The organism is Mesorhizobium sp. B263B2A (genome assembly GCF_020165775.1).
Taxonomy (GTDB): domain Bacteria; phylum Pseudomonadota; class Alphaproteobacteria; order Rhizobiales; family Rhizobiaceae; genus Mesorhizobium; species Mesorhizobium opportunistum.
Genome location: NZ_JAIUIU010000019.1, coordinates 1 through 14,263, shown reverse-complemented (window position 1 = coordinate 14,263; position 14,263 = coordinate 1). Strand labels below are relative to the sequence as shown.

The following is a 14,263-nucleotide window of genomic DNA, read 5'->3' as shown; positions in this document are numbered from 1 at the left end:
CGCGCTTTAAGCAAGGTCGCAGGCGAGAACATCCGTTCTACGCCAGCCGACCATGTACCGGCGAAATCAGGCGCTCAGTTGGTGACGACGATGCGCGTGTTGCCGAATCCCACTTCCCGCACCATCGAATAGAAGGCCGCGGCATTGGCCGTGTGCAACCGCACGCAGCCATGCGAAGCCGGGCGGCCGAGCTGCCTGACGGCACCGGTTCCGTGGATGGCATAGCCGCCATGGAAGAACACGGAATACGGCATCGGCGACATATGGTATTTGCGCGAATACCACATCCGGGCCGTGCGTTGCGGCCGATAGCTGCCGCGCGGCGTGAAATAGCCAGTGCGCGCGGTCGACACGCTCCACGTGTAAACCGATAGCCCATACCGGACCGTCATCGTCTGCGAAGATACGTCTATGTTCGCCACGAGGCTGGCTGCCCAGCCCTGCCCCGAAGCGCCGAACAGCATCGCGACAAATACGGCCGCCATGAGAACTGTCTTTTTCATGCGATCAAACCCCTTTGATTGCCCCTTGCTTGCCTGCCTGCCATCACGATGCTTTTCATCCTTTTAATGGCAGGTGAATGAAGTAACACACACTCGTTGACCAATTGGCCAATCCAAAGCAGAGAATTTGAACGATTTCCCGCGATAGTTGCCGCAACGACACGCCGCACGGGCCTGATCGCCAGCGGGCTTGCAAAACCGCCGATATCGCTGCTCAACTCGTCGTATGAACGAGCGACTCCTCAAGGCAATCGACAGCAGGCGCGACGACGTCGTTGCGCTGACCACCGACCTCATCCGTTTTCCGACCATCAATCCGCCCGGCGAAGCCTACGGGCCATGCGCCGAATACATCGGTGCGCGGCTGAAGAAGCGCGGCTTCAAAACGGAATTCATCCGCGCCGAAGGCACGCCCGGCGATACGGATCGCTATCCGCGTATCAATGTCGTCGCGCGATTTGACGGACGCTCTCCGGGCGCCTGCGTCCACTTCAACTCGCATATCGACGTCGTCGAAGCCGGCGATGGTTGGACCGTCGATCCCTTCGCCGGCGTCGTCAAGGACGGCAAGGTCTACGGCCGCGGCGCCTGCGACATGAAGGGTGGTCTCGCCGCCTCCATCATCGCCGTCGAGGCCTTCATGGAAGTATTCCCCGACTTTCCCGGCGCCATCGAGATATCGGGCACGGTGGACGAAGAATCCGGCGGCTTCGGCGGCGTCGCCCATCTGGCCGGGCTCGGCTACTTCTCGAAGCCCAGGGTCGATCACGTCATCATCCCCGAGCCGCTCAACAAGGACCGCATCTGCCTTGGCCATCGCGGCGTCTGGTGGGCGGAAATCGAGACCAAGGGCGAGATCGCGCATGGCTCCATGCCGTTTCTCGGCGACAACGCGGTGCGCCATATGGGCGCTGTACTGCAAGCTTTCGAGGACGAATTGTTCCCCGCGCTTGACCGCAAGATGACGCGCATGCCGGTGGTGCCCGAAGGGGCGAGGCGCTCGACCATGAACATCAATTCCATCCATGGCGGCCAGACCGAGGATTTCCGGCCCGGCCTGCCCTCGCCCAATGTACCCGACTCCTGCCGGCTGACCATCGATCGCCGCTTCCTGCTCGAGGAGGATCTGGCCACGGTCAAAGGCGAGGTGACCGGCATTCTCGACCGGCTGAAGCGCGAGCGCAAAAAATTCGACTACGAGATACGCGACCTCATGGAAGTGCTGCCGCTGATGACCGAGCGCGACGCGCCCGTGGTCAAGGCCGTGGCGCAAGGCATTCATGCGATCTTCGACCGCGAGCCGGACTACGTCATTTCACCCGGCACCTACGACCAGAAGCATATTGCCCGCATCGGCCACATCTATGATTGCATCGCCTATGGACCCGGCATTCTCGACCTTGCCCACCGGCCGGATGAGTGGGTCGGGATATCGGACATGGTGGAATCGGCTAAGGTGATGGCGATCGGGCTGAACGTGCTCCTGCGCGGCACGGCCGCAGGCTGAGGCCCCCCGCCGGGCAAGCTTCGACCGATCGAAACGGCCGCCGGGAGAAAAACTTTCCCAACCACGACGCCCGGCAGCACGAAACGCAATTTACTCCCGCGCGAAATCACGCTTCTATCGCCCGGTTTGAGCACGTGTCTGAACGCATTGGGAGTGCACGATGAGATTGTGGAAAACCATTCTGGCCGCGGCCGTCCTGACACTGGCTGCCGGAAGCCCGGCCTTTGCCGCGCGCACCGACCTTGTCATCGGCATTCCGCTCGAGCCGCCGCATCTCGACCCGACCGCCGGCGCCGCCGCCGCCATCGATGAGGTGCTCTACGCCAATGTGTTCGAGGGCCTGACACGCATCGGCCCGAATGGCGAAGTACTGCCGGACCTGGCCGAAAGCTGGACCATTTCCGACGACGGCAAGGCCTACACTTTCAAGCTGCGTACCGGCGTGAAATTCCACGACGGCGCCGACTTCAGCGCCGACGACGTGAAATTCTCGCTGGACCGCGCCCGCGCCGACAATTCGGTCAATGCTCAGAAGAACCTGTTCGCGGCCATCGACAAGGTCGATGTCATCGATCCGGCGACGGTCAAGGTCACGCTGAAGAACCCGCAAGGGTCTTTCCTCTACAATATGGGCTGGGGCGACGCGGTGATGGTGTCGCCAAAATCGGCTGACACCAACAAGGAGAACCCGATCGGCACCGGTCCGTTCAAGTTCCAGGGCTGGGCCAAGGGGTCGTCGATCACGCTGATGAAAGCCGACCACTATTGGGGCACGCCGGCATTCCTCGACAAGGTTGAGTTCCGCATCGTGCCGGATGCCGCCGCAAACGTTCCGGCATTGCTTTCCGGCGACATCCAGGCCTTCCCGTTCTTCGATCCCGACAGCCTGGCACAGGTCAAGGACGACCCGCGTTTCAAGGTGGTGATCGGCTCGACCGAGGGCGAAACCATCCTCTCGATCAACAACAAGAAGCCGCCTTTCGACAAGCTGCAGGTCAGGCAGGCGATCTCCTACGCGCTTGACCGCAAGGCGATCATCGACGGCGCCTCGGCCGGCCTCGGCCAGCCGATCGGCTCGCACATGTCGCCGGCCAACAAGGACTATGTCGATCTCACCGGCCGCTATCCGCATGATGTCGCCAAGGCCAAGGAATTGCTGAAGGAAGCAGGCCTGGAGAACGGCTTCAAGGCGACGCTGAAGCTGCCGCCGCCCGGCTATGCGCGGCTCGGCGGCGAGATCATCGCCTCGGAACTCCGCGACGTCGGCATCAACCTCGAGATCTTGCCGGTCGAATGGGCGCAGTGGCTGGACCAGGTGTTCACCAAAAAGGACTACGACCTGACCATCGTCTCCCACACCGAGCCCAACGACATCGATATCTATTCGCGCAAGGATTACTATTTCAACTATGACAATCCGGCCTTCGACAAGGTGATCGCCGACCTCAACCTCACCTCCGACGCGGCCAAGCGCAAGGCGTTGCTCGGACAGGCGCAGAAGATCCTGGCCGACGACGCCGTGGTCGGCTTCCTTTACGAACTGCCAAAAGTCGGGGTCTGGGACGCCAAGCTGCAAGGGCTGTGGGAAAATGCCCCGATCCAGGCCAATGACCTGACCAAGGTGAAGTGGAGCGAGTGAACACTCAGGCTGTCTGGCGGAACTTGCGCTCTGTCACACCCCCCTCTGCCCTGCCGGGCATCTCCCCCGCAAGGGGGGAGATTGCGTCCTCCTTTATGCTTTCGCCAATCGCCGACGTTGAACACTGGTCGACGATACAGAAACTGCTGATCTCCCCCCTTGCGGGGGAGATGTCCGGCAGGACAGAGGGGGGTGCGCGGGAACTCGACCTTCGCCCGTTTGCAACAGGGCTCCGCCGCCGCCCATGACCGCCTACCTCCTCAAGCGCCTCGCCATCGCGCTCGCCACGCTGGTGCTGGCTACCATGGTGGTGTTCGCCGTGCTGGAAATCCTTCCCGGCGACCCTGCCCGGCTGATGCTGGGCATGAACGCCAGCGCCGACCAGGTCGAGTTGCTGCGCAACCAGATGGGCCTCAACGCACCGCTGCCATGGCGCTACCTGCATTGGGCCGGCGGCCTGCTCAGCCTCGATTTCGGCCGCTCCTATACCTATTCGGTGCCGGTCATCGATCTCGTGCGCGAACGGCTTGCCGTGTCGCTGCCGCTGGCGCTGATCGCGCTTGTGCTGTCCACGGTCATCGCCATTCCGGTTGGCCTGTTTTCCGCCAGCCGGCGCGGACGGGCCGGCGACACCGTGGCGATGGGCGCGGCGCAGCTTGGCGTCGCCGTGCCCAATTTCTGGTTCGCGCTGATGCTGATCTATATCTTCGCCGTCTGGCTGCGCCTAGTTCCGGCCGGTGGCTTTCCCGGCTGGGGAGCCGGTGTCTGGCCGGCGCTGAAATCGCTGCTGTTGCCGGCGGTCGCGCTTGCCTTGCCGCAAGCGGCGATCCTGGCACGTGTCACCCGCTCGGCGCTGATCGAGGTGCTGAACGAGGATTACATCCGCACCGCCCGCGCCAAGGGCCTGCCCTATCGCGCCGTGCTTTGGCGGCACGCGCTGCGCAACGCCATGATCCCGGTGCTGACCATACTCGGACTGCAATTCGCCTTCCTGCTTGCTGGCACCATCATCATCGAGAACGTTTTTTATCTCCCCGGCCTCGGCCGCCTGGTGTTCCAGGCGATCACCCAGCGCGACCTGATCGTCGTCGAAAGCGTCGTCATGCTGCTGGTCGCCACCGTGATCGCCGTCAACCTCATCGTCGATCTTTCCTATGCGGTCGTCGACCCGCGCCTGAGAAGCCGGCAATGACCCTGCACATCGAAATTCCCGAGGAAACGTTCGGCACCATCCTGGCCAAGGCATTCCGGAACACCGCTTTCGTCACCGGCTTCGTCATCACCTTGCTCATCCTGGCCATGGCCATCGTCTCCTATGTCTGGACGCCCTACGACGTGACAAAGCTGGTCATAGCCGACAAGACGCAGGGGCCCTCGCTGGCGCATTGGTTCGGTACCGACCATTTCGGCCGCGACATCCTGTCGATGATCATGGTCGGCGCCCGCAATTCGATTGCGGTGGCTTTTGTAGCGGTCGGCATCGGCATGGGCGTCGGCGTGCCGCTCGGCGCCTTTGCCGCGGCGCGCGGCGGTCTCGTCGACGAGGCGCTGATGCGCATCAACGATCTCGTCTTCGCCTTCCCCGCACTGCTGTCAGCCATTATGATCACCGCCATCTTCGGGCCGGGCGCCGTCAACGCCATCATCGCCATCGGCATTTTCAACATCCCGGTGTTCGCACGGGTCGCCCGGGCCGGCGCGCTGGCGATCTGGCCGCGCGAATTCATCCTGGCCGCGCGCGCCGCGGGAAAAAGCAGCACGCAGATATCGATCGAGCATGTCTTGCCCAACATCGCCACGCTGCTTCTGGTGCAAGGCACCATCCAGTTCGCGCTGGGCATCCTGGCCGAAGCCGGGCTTTCCTATCTCGGCCTCGGCGCGCAGCCGCCAATGCCAAGCTGGGGCCGCATGCTGTTCGACGCCCAGACCCGCATTGTGGTGGCGCCGTGGATGGCGATCTTTCCCGGCATGGCGATCGTCGTTGCCGTGCTCGGCCTGAACCTCCTGGGCGACGGCATCGCCGACATTCTCGACCCGAAATCGCGGCGGCAGCGATGAGCCTGCTGGAGATCGAGAACCTGTCGCTCGCCATCGGCGACACGCCGATCCTGAAAGGCGTGGAACTCTCCCTTGCATCAGGCGAAGTCATGGGGCTGGTCGGCGAATCCGGCTCCGGCAAATCGATGACCGCGCTGACGGTGATGCGGCTTCTGCCCCACGCCGCGCGCGCCACAGGGCGCGTCACCTTCGATGGGATAAATATCCTCGCCGCAACGGAGGACCAGATGTGCGCGCTGCGCGGCGACGACATCGGCATGGTGTTCCAGGAGCCGATGACCGCTCTCAACCCGGTCAAGACCATCGGAGAACAGGTAGCCGAAGGCATACGCTGGCACACCAGGACCACACGCGCGGAAGCTGAGGAGCGGGCGCGAAAAATGCTAGACCGCGTCGGCCTTCCCTCGGCAAAATTCCCACTGTCGCGCTATCCGCACGAGCTGTCCGGCGGCCAGCGCCAGCGCGTCGTCATTGCCATCGCCTGTGCGCTGAGGCCGAAGCTGCTGATCGCCGACGAACCGACAACGGCCCTCGACGTGGTGCTGCAGGCGCAAATCCTCGACCTCCTGCGCGATCTGGTGGCGGAGAGCCGCATAGGCCTGCTGCTGATCTCGCACGACCTCGCCGTGGTGACCGAGATGGCCGACCGCATCACCATCCTGCGCCATGGTGAGGTGATGGAGGCCGGCGACACGGTGCGCACGCTGTCCGAACAGCTCCACCCCTACACGCGCCAACTGGCGCAAGCCTCGATGCATGTGCCGGCGCGCGCCAAGCCGCATGGCGCTGGAACAGGCAAGCCCTTGCTTCAGGTCGAGAACGTGACCCGTGACTATGCCGGCCGGCGCGCCGCGCTGTTCAGGCGCGCGCCCGACATCCGCGCCGTCGACGATGTCTCCCTGTCGATGGCGCCGGGTCAATCGATGGCACTGGTCGGCCGCTCCGGCTGCGGCAAGTCAACGCTCGCCCGGATGATCCTGGCACTGGACCGGCCGAGTTCGGGCGCGATCCGATTTCTCGGCGACACCATCACCGGCAAGCGCGAAGCGGAGCTGAAGCCGGCGCGACGCGACATGCAGGTTGTCTTCCAGGATCCCTATGGCTCCTTCGACCCGCGCCAGAAGGTGGAAAGGCTGGTCGCCGAGCCGCTGCACCTGCTGGAGAAGAAACCGACCCCCGCCGAGCGCCGCGAAATGGTGGCGCATGCGCTGCACGAGGTTGGCCTCGATCAACGCGACATGGACAAGTACCCACACGAATTTTCGGGCGGCCAGCGCCAGCGCCTGTCGATCGCGCGCGCCATCATTACCCGCCCCAAGCTGGTCGTCGCCGACGAGCCGGTCTCGGCGCTCGATGTCTCGATCCGCGCCCAGATCCTCGATCTGTTCGCCGAACTCAACCAGAAGCTCGGCATCGCCTACCTCTTCATCACCCACGATCTGACCGTCGCCCGCGCTATCACCGATGAGGTGCTGGTCATGCATGACGGCAAGATCGTCGAGCGCGGCAGGACGAACGAGGTGCTCGATCATCCGCAGTCAGAGGCCGCCAGGGCGCTGGTTGCCGCCGCCCCGGACCTGCACAGGGCAATCGCGCGTCGGATGCAGGAGCAAGGTTAAGAAGGCGGTTCGCCCCTACTCTTCCGGCTTCACCACATCGACTGGACTGATGTCGAGCAGATCGAGCGTACGGCGCAGCAGGCGGACCTCGGTCTCGGCCAGTTGCGAATCCGCCTTGGCAATCTCGGCCATATGCTGGGCCAGTTGCTTGCGCCGTTCGACGTCGAGATCGCGGAACAGTGCAATCGCTTGCGAGCCGTTGGTCTCGTAGCCGAACTCGTTGAGGTATTCGATAACGCTGTCGATGCTGCTCTCCTGGATGCCGAAGGCGTCCTTGCAGATGCGCCGGAAGGCCACCATCTCGCTCTCGCTGACTGTGCCGTCAGCCAGGATCATGCGGAACAGCATCAGAAGTTCAGCCGACAGGACGGGATCGTCCGCCACTTTGCGCACACCGGGGTCGCCGTCGAAGATCGAACGTATCTGATCCAGCAATGCGAATGCCATCGGTGCCCCTTTCCGATTCCTCTCCACTAGAGTTAGCGCGGAATCGGCCTTGCGCAAATGGGGCGGTCGTGATCGAACGCCGCTATCTCGGCCGACCGACGCTCCCACGGATCAGATGATCGATCTCAGCATCCAGACAGTTGCCATGCTCGCCTTCGCCGCCTTTGCGGCGGGCTTTGTCGATTCGATTGCCGGCGGCGGCGGACTGATCACCATTCCCGCTCTGCTGCTGGCCGGTTTCTCGCCGGTCGAGGCGCTTGGAACCAACAAGCTGCAAGGCATGTTCGGCTCCGGGTCGGCGACCATCCACTATGCCTCCAAGGGCCATGTCGACCTGCGCCGGCAATTGCCGTCGGCGCTGCTGGCGCTGGCCGGAGGCGCCGTAGGCGCCTTGCTGGCCACCATCGTCCCGGGCGATCTCCTGCGCGCCCTGCTGCCCCTGATACTGATTGCTATCGCGCTCTATTTCGCGCTCAAGCCCAACATGAATGACGTCGACCGCGCCGAACGCCTGTCGCCATTCCTGTTTGGACTGACCCTGGTGCCGGCAGTCGGCTTCTATGACGGCCTGTTCGGGCCCGGCGCCGGCTCATTCTATATGCTGGCGTTCGTCGCGCTCGCCGGCTACGGCGTGCTCAAGGCTACGGCGCATACCAAACTGCTCAACTTCGCCTCCAACATCGGCGGCTTCGTCGTCTTTGCCGCCGTCGGCGTCATCTCCTGGAAGATCGGCTTGATGATGGGCGTTGCCCAGTTCCTCGGCGCCCGCGTCGGCGCCAGCCTGGCCATGCGCATCGGCGCCAGACTGATCAAGCCGCTGCTGGTGATCGTCTGCCTGGCACTGGCGGTGAAGCTGCTGGCCGACCCGGCCAACCCACTGCGTGTCATGATTGGTGTGTGACTACACGCCCTGATAGAATGAGGCTGTTCGAATCATGTTGGAGGAGCCAGACATGAATCTCAGCGCGCCTACCCAGATTGTTTTCATCATTTCCCTAGTCATTGCCATCATCGGCATTCTCGCCGCGCTTGGCATTCTTGCGTTCATTCCAATCGCATCGGTGTGGATTGTTCTCATCGCCTACATCGTACTCGCCGCCGGTTGCTTGATGCGCGGCGCCTGACAAGTTCCCGCAAAGTGGGGACCGAGAGCGGCCGGCCGAAAGCGGGGCGCTTTTGATTCCGGTCAAGGCTCTGCTAGATTTGCCTTGGCGGAAGGATGACCGATGCCGATCGAGATGCAGCGCCGGAAGGAACAGGACCGCTCGGTCGCCGGGCGGTTCGAGATGCGTCGGCGCCTTCCCGATCCTGCACTAGAGGGCATCGTGTCCGACATCTGCGGCTATCGCGAAACGGCGCCCGGCCATTTCCACAACATCGAATACGCGTCGCTCACCGTGCCGCTGGTGATCAGCTTCGCCGAGCCCTTCGCCATCGGCCTCGGCAAGACACCCGGCGACAACGACCGCTTCGCCAGTTTCGCTGCCGGCCTTTTCGCCGGGCCGGTGCTGATCGAATCCTTCGGCGCCGCCTGCTGCGTCCAGGTCAACTTCACGCCGCTTGGCGCGCGCCGGTTCTTCCAGCTGCCGATGAGCGAACTGACCGACAGCATGGTCGTGCTCGACGACGTGCTGGGCACCGAAGGCGTGGCGCTGCGCGAAAGGCTTGGCAATGCACCGGATTGGACGCGTTTTGACATCGCCGAAGCCTTCGTCGCCGCCCGTCTGACGAGTGCGGCGCAAACACCGCTCGAAATCGCCTGGGCCTATGACCGCATCATCGCCTCCGGCGGCCGGACCCGCATCGCGTCGCTCGCCGAAAGGCTGGGCTGGAGCCGCAAGCACCTGGCGGGAAAATTCTCCGACGCGATCGGCATCGGCCCCAAGACGCTGTCGCGCATCGTCCGCTTCAACCGGGCGCTCGGCCTGTCGAAGCAGCCCGCGGCCCACTGGGCGGATATCGCTGCCGATTGCGGCTATGCCGACCAGGCGCATCTGGTTCGCGAATTCCGCGACCTTGCCGGCGAGACGCCGACGGCGGTTTCGGCCAGGTAACATTTCTTCAAGACGCTGGAACCGTCCTCGCCGAGAGTGATGCACGTCGCCCAAAAGTGCGCAGCGGTTTTGGAACAACGACATGCACAACTGGATGCATGACCAGTTCAGATGAAGGAGGTTCCCATGCCCACTACAACCGAAGCCCCTCGCCTCTACCCTGCCTTGCGCTATAAAAACGCGGCGAAAATGATCGACTGGCTCTGCGAAACCTTCGGTTTCACCGTCCGCGCCCGCTATGGCGAAGGCGATGTCGTGGACCATGCCGAACTGGTCTTCGGCTCCTCGATGATCATGCTGGGCACGGTGCGAGACGACGATTACGGCAAGATGGTCGGCGAGCCCGGCACAGGCGGCGGCAAGTCGATCTACATCGCCGTCGACGACGCCGATGCCGCCTATGCCAAGGCCAGGCAGGCCGGCGCCACGATCATCCAGGAATTGACCAACCGCGACTATGGCAGCCGCGAGTTCATCTGCCGCGACCCGGAAGGCAATGTCTGGTCATTCGGGACGTATTGGCCGAAGGCGGGAGAAGAAGCGTAGCGCCGCTCTACCGAGCCAGCCCAAAAATCGCGTCACAGTCGAGATGGGTCTCCAGCTCGGCCGCGACGTCGTCCAGCGCCCGCTCGACGTCGGCGCGATAATCGATGCCGCCGCCTTTGACGCCAAGGCTTTCGAGGAATTTTCCACGAAAGCCGTCGGCGCCGAACAGGCCATGCATATAGGTGCCCAGCACCTTGCCGTCGGTGGAAACAGCACCGTCCTCGACACCATTGATGATCGCCGACGGTCGCATCGTGTCCGGGCCGGTGGTCCGGCCGAGATGGATTTCGTAGCCTTCGAGCGGCAGGGCGAATTGCACCGAGCGCGCGCTGACATTGCGCACCGTCTTCTCCGGCTCCATCACCGTTTCGATGTCGAGCAGGCCGAGCCCTTCGGCCTCCTTGACACTGCCTTCGATACCGTCGGGATCACGCACCACCCGGCCCAGCATCTGGAAGCCGCCGCAAATGCCGACGACGTGGCCGCCGCGCTTGCGATGCACCGCAATATCCCGGTCCCAGCCATTTTCGCGGAATTTCAGGAGATCGCCGATCGTCGACTTGGAGCCGGGAATGACCACCAGCCCGGCATCGGCCGGCAACGGCTTTCCCTGCGGCACGAACACCACTTCGACCTGCGGTTCGGCTTTCAGCGGATCGAGATCGTCGAAATTGGCGATGCGCCCAAGCATCGGCACCGCCACCTTCAGCGCGCGTTTCCCGCCGGACACCAGCCGTTCCAGCACCACCGAATCCTCCGAGGGCAGCCGCGCCGCCGCCTTCAGCCACGGCACGACGCCAAAGCAGCGCCAGCCGGTGAATTTTTCGATCGCCTTCAGGCCGTCATCGAACAGCGAGACATCGCCGCGAAACTTGTTGATGAGGTAGCCGACGATCATGCGCCGGTCCTCTTCCGGCAGGATCAGATGCGTGCCGGCAACCGAGGCGATGACGCCGCCGCGATCGATGTCGCCGACCAGCACCACCGGCACGTTCGCACGTGTCGCAAAGCCCATATTGGCGATGTCGCGGCTTCGGAGGTTGATTTCGGCCGGCGAGCCGGCGCCCTCGACGATGACCAGATCCGCGTCCTCGCCGACCTTGCCCCAGGAATCCAGGACGGCATCCATCAGCCGGCCCTTCAGCGCCTGGTAGTCGCGCGCCCGCGCCTCGCCGAACACCTTGCCCTGGACAATGACCTGCGCGCCGACATCCGTCTGCGGCTTGAGCAGCACCGGGTTCATGTGGACTGACGGCGCGACGCCGCACGCGATCGCCTGCAGCCACTGCGCGCGGCCGATCTCGCCACCGCCATGGTTGTTGTCGCCGGGAATGTCGGCGACGGCAGCATTGTTCGACATATTCTGCGGCTTGAACGGCCGCACCTTCAGCCCGCGCTTTTTCGCTGCACGGCACAGCCCAGCGACCAGAACGGTCTTGCCGACATCAGAACCAGTGCCCTGCAGCATAATGGCTTTGGCCATGGTTCAGCCCCTGCCCTGCGCCACGGTTCCGGTGATCTCGGATTTCTGCGCCAGAGGCCCACCGCGCCAGATGTAGAGCGCCAGCAGGGGCTCCTGGCCGGTGCGCATGGCGTGGTTGACATTGGAAGCGTGGTGAACGATCTCGCCGGCCTCCCGCTTGCGAAAGCCCCCCTCGCCCATGCGCCACTCGGTGCCGCCGGTCAACGGAATGTAGATTTCCTCGGCGACGTGATGATGGTCGGGATAGACGATGTCAGGCCCAAGAATCAGCAGGCCGGCCGCAGCCTCGTCATTGGCGAAATGGCCACGCATGCCGAACACCTCCAGCCAGCCGTAATTGTCGACGAACGCGCTGCCGAAGTCCGACTCGCTGTAGGTCTGCCCCCAATGCAGATTGCCGCGTCGCCCGGCGACCCATCGCACCAGAGGCTTCGCATCCGGGGGCGCCAGTTCGGCGGCACGTTCGAGATGGCGAAGGCAAGCGAGCGGATGTGCCGCCAGTGGGCGAGCCGGCATGTCCCAGCCGATGCGCGCCACGGCCTCGCGCACCAGCGCGTTGTCCACGCAAGCGAGATAAGCGTGGAACCGCCCCAGCAGTTCTTCGAATTTTGTCGTCACATCTCACTCCGGACATGCATTCGTGCACAGCCGCTCCGCGGCGGGTCGGGTTGCGCGACGGCATCATTGGTCTAGATTGGTGCGCGCGCAAAGCCAAAAACGACAGGCCAGCGGGCTAGCTGGCCAGCACAAGGGAGCACGCCATGGACGCCGCGGTCGATGCGAGCACCAGCCAGTTCGAACTCAATGAGGAACAGCGCGCCATCCAGGAGATGGCACGGGCCTTCGCCGCCGACCGCGTCGCGCCGAATGCGCTCGACTGGGACCGCAAAAAACATTTCCCCGCCGATGTGATCCGCGAGACCGGCCCGCTCGGCCTCGGCGGCATCTATATCAGGGACGATGTCGGCGGCTCCGCGCTCGGCCGGCTCGACGCCGTGCTGATCTTCGAGGCGCTGTCGCACGCCGATCCGGCCTTTTCGTCCTTCATCTCGATCCACAACATGGTGGCATCGATGATCGACCGCTTCGGCAATGACGAGCAGCGCCAGCGCTTTTTGCCCAAGCTCACCTCGATGGAATGGCTGGCGAGCTACTGCCTGACCGAGCCGGGTTCGGGATCCGATGCCGCCGCGCTGAAGACGCGCGCGGTGAAGAGCGGCGGCGACTACATCCTCAACGGCACCAAGCAATTCATCTCGGGCGCCGGCGACAGCGATGTCTATGCCGTCATGGTCCGCACCGGCGCCGATGGTCCGAAAGGCATTTCCACCATCATCGTGCCCAGGGATGCTCCCGGCCTCTCCTTCGGCGCCAACGAGCACAAGATGGGCTGGCACATGCAGTCGACGCGCCAGGTCATCTTCGAGGATTGCAAGGTGCCGGCGGAGAACCTGTTGTCGGGCGAAGGCGCCGGTTTCGGTATCGCCATGGCCGGGCTCGACGGCGGCCGGTTGAACATCGCCGCCTGTTCGCTGGGCGGTGCGCAGTCGGCACTCGACAAGGCGCTGTCCTACACCGCCGAGCGCAAGGCCTTCGGCTCGAAGATCAACCAGTTCCAGGCGCTGCAGTTCCGGCTGGCCGACATGGAGACCGAGTTGCAGGCAGCGCGCATCTTCCTCTATGCGGCTGCCTCCAAGCTCGACCGCAAGGCGCCTGATGCCGGCAAATGGTCGGCGATGGCCAAGCGCTTCGTCACCGACACCGGCTTCAACGTCGCCAACGATGCGCTGCAACTGCTCGGCGGCTACGGCTATCTGCACGATTACGGCATCGAGAAGCTGGTGCGCGACCTGCGCGTCCACCAGATCCTCGAAGGCACCAACGAGATCATGCGCGTCATCATCGCGCGGGCGCTAATCGGACGGTAAGGCAGTAGGCAGTAGGCAGTAGGCAAAGATGACCGGCAAGATCAATTCATACAAGGATCTTATCGTATGGCAGCAGTCGATGGACCTGGCCATCGCCGCCTATTTCTTGACCAAGACGTGGCCCAAAGAGGAATTGTACGGACTGACCAGCCAGATCCGTCGTTCAGCGACATCTATCCCTGCAAACATCGCCGAAGGTTATGGTCGGGACAACAGAGGCTCTTATCAACAGTTTCTCAGGATAGCCCAAGGTTCGACGAAGGAGCTCGAGACACACCTCCAGATCGCAGAGCGGATTGGCCTTGCCACACATGATCAAGCCAATCAGCTACTGTTAGCGACCGAGGCCATCGGAAAAATGCTTCGCCAGCTTATAATAAAACTTGCACCCGAATAGATCGCCCTACTGCCTACTGCCTACTGCCTACTGCCTACTGCCTACTGCCTACTGCCTACTGCCTACTGCCTACTGCCTACTG

General features: G+C 63.4%; 15 protein-coding genes. 11 read left to right on the top strand and 4 right to left on the bottom strand.

The genetic code is table 11. The features are described 5' to 3' along the window. Nucleotides 1-74 precede the first annotated feature (74 nt). On the bottom strand, nucleotides 75-503 hold the full coding sequence (locus LB568_RS24990) for a L,D-transpeptidase (protein WP_013895020.1): 429 nt from the start codon (nucleotides 501-503) through the stop codon (nucleotides 75-77). A gap of 226 nt (nucleotides 504-729) precedes the next feature. Here LB568_RS24990 and LB568_RS24985 point away from each other — a divergent pair, with 226 nt between their 5' ends. The 5 genes from LB568_RS24985 to LB568_RS24965 all read left to right on the top strand — a co-directional run bounded on the left by LB568_RS24985 (nucleotide 730) and on the right by LB568_RS24965 (nucleotide 7,326). Continuing rightward, the gene (locus LB568_RS24985; RefSeq protein ID WP_224731531.1) at nucleotides 730-2,010 is read left to right on the top strand and encodes an acetylornithine deacetylase/succinyl-diaminopimelate desuccinylase family protein; all 1,281 of its coding nucleotides are present in this window, start codon (nucleotides 730-732) and stop codon (nucleotides 2,008-2,010) included. A gap of 160 nt (nucleotides 2,011-2,170) precedes the next feature. Further along, complete coding sequence (locus tag LB568_RS24980) at nucleotides 2,171-3,649, top strand: ABC transporter substrate-binding protein (protein ID WP_224731530.1); 1,479 nt, start codon at nucleotides 2,171-2,173, stop codon at nucleotides 3,647-3,649. 244 nt (nucleotides 3,650-3,893) lie between these two features. After that, the gene (locus LB568_RS24975; RefSeq protein ID WP_224731529.1) at nucleotides 3,894-4,841 is read left to right on the top strand and encodes an ABC transporter permease; all 948 of its coding nucleotides are present in this window, start codon (nucleotides 3,894-3,896) and stop codon (nucleotides 4,839-4,841) included. Further along, on the top strand, nucleotides 4,838-5,707 hold the full coding sequence (locus LB568_RS24970; protein WP_224731528.1) for an ABC transporter permease: 870 nt from the start codon (nucleotides 4,838-4,840) through the stop codon (nucleotides 5,705-5,707). Before LB568_RS24975 ends, LB568_RS24970 begins: the two co-directional genes overlap by 4 nt. Then, nucleotides 5,704-7,326, top strand: coding sequence for an ABC transporter ATP-binding protein (locus LB568_RS24965; RefSeq protein ID WP_224731527.1), 1,623 nt, complete (start codon nucleotides 5,704-5,706; stop codon nucleotides 7,324-7,326). Before LB568_RS24970 ends, LB568_RS24965 begins: the two co-directional genes overlap by 4 nt. 15 nt (nucleotides 7,327-7,341) lie before the next feature. On the opposite strand, the gene LB568_RS24960 is transcribed toward LB568_RS24965, so the two are convergent. After that, entirely contained in the window at nucleotides 7,342-7,773 is a 432-nt protein-coding gene (locus LB568_RS24960) for a TerB family tellurite resistance protein (protein WP_013895014.1), read from the bottom strand. A gap of 115 nt (nucleotides 7,774-7,888) precedes the next feature. Here LB568_RS24960 and LB568_RS24955 point away from each other — a divergent pair, with 115 nt between their 5' ends. From LB568_RS24955 to LB568_RS24940, 4 genes are all read left to right on the top strand, one after another. Beyond that, entirely contained in the window at nucleotides 7,889-8,674 is a 786-nt protein-coding gene (locus LB568_RS24955) for a TSUP family transporter (RefSeq protein WP_140573915.1), read from the top strand. A gap of 52 nt (nucleotides 8,675-8,726) precedes the next feature. Then, nucleotides 8,727-8,897, top strand: a complete 171-nt coding sequence (locus LB568_RS24950) for a hypothetical protein (protein ID WP_127369211.1) — start codon at nucleotides 8,727-8,729, stop codon at nucleotides 8,895-8,897. Between the two features lie 102 nt (nucleotides 8,898-8,999). Next, nucleotides 9,000-9,827 (top strand): helix-turn-helix domain-containing protein, encoded by an 828-nt coding sequence (locus LB568_RS24945; RefSeq protein WP_224731526.1) that lies wholly within the window; start codon nucleotides 9,000-9,002, stop codon nucleotides 9,825-9,827. Between the two features lie 126 nt (nucleotides 9,828-9,953). Then, the gene (locus LB568_RS24940; RefSeq protein WP_224731525.1) at nucleotides 9,954-10,373 is read left to right on the top strand and encodes a VOC family protein; all 420 of its coding nucleotides are present in this window, start codon (nucleotides 9,954-9,956) and stop codon (nucleotides 10,371-10,373) included. A 7-nt stretch (nucleotides 10,374-10,380) separates the two neighbouring features. Here LB568_RS24940 and LB568_RS24935 read toward each other — a convergent pair whose 3' ends face one another. Next, entirely contained in the window at nucleotides 10,381-11,856 is a 1,476-nt protein-coding gene (locus LB568_RS24935; protein ID WP_224731524.1) for a cobyric acid synthase, read from the bottom strand. Nucleotides 11,857-11,859: 3 nt separating this feature from the next. Beyond that, nucleotides 11,860-12,474 carry a dimethylsulfonioproprionate lyase family protein gene (locus LB568_RS24930; protein WP_224731523.1) on the bottom strand — a complete coding sequence of 205 codons (615 nt, stop codon included), beginning with the start codon at nucleotides 12,472-12,474 and terminating at the stop codon, nucleotides 11,860-11,862. A gap of 143 nt (nucleotides 12,475-12,617) precedes the next feature. On the opposite strand from LB568_RS24930, the gene LB568_RS24925 reads away from it, so the two are divergent. Beyond that, nucleotides 12,618-13,784 carry an isobutyryl-CoA dehydrogenase gene (locus LB568_RS24925; RefSeq protein WP_013895007.1) on the top strand — a complete coding sequence of 389 codons (1,167 nt, stop codon included), beginning with the start codon at nucleotides 12,618-12,620 and terminating at the stop codon, nucleotides 13,782-13,784. A 28-nt stretch (nucleotides 13,785-13,812) separates the two neighbouring features. Further along, entirely contained in the window at nucleotides 13,813-14,181 is a 369-nt protein-coding gene (locus tag LB568_RS24920) for a four helix bundle protein (RefSeq protein ID WP_013895006.1), read from the top strand. The last annotated feature ends 82 nt before the right edge of the window (nucleotides 14,182-14,263 follow it).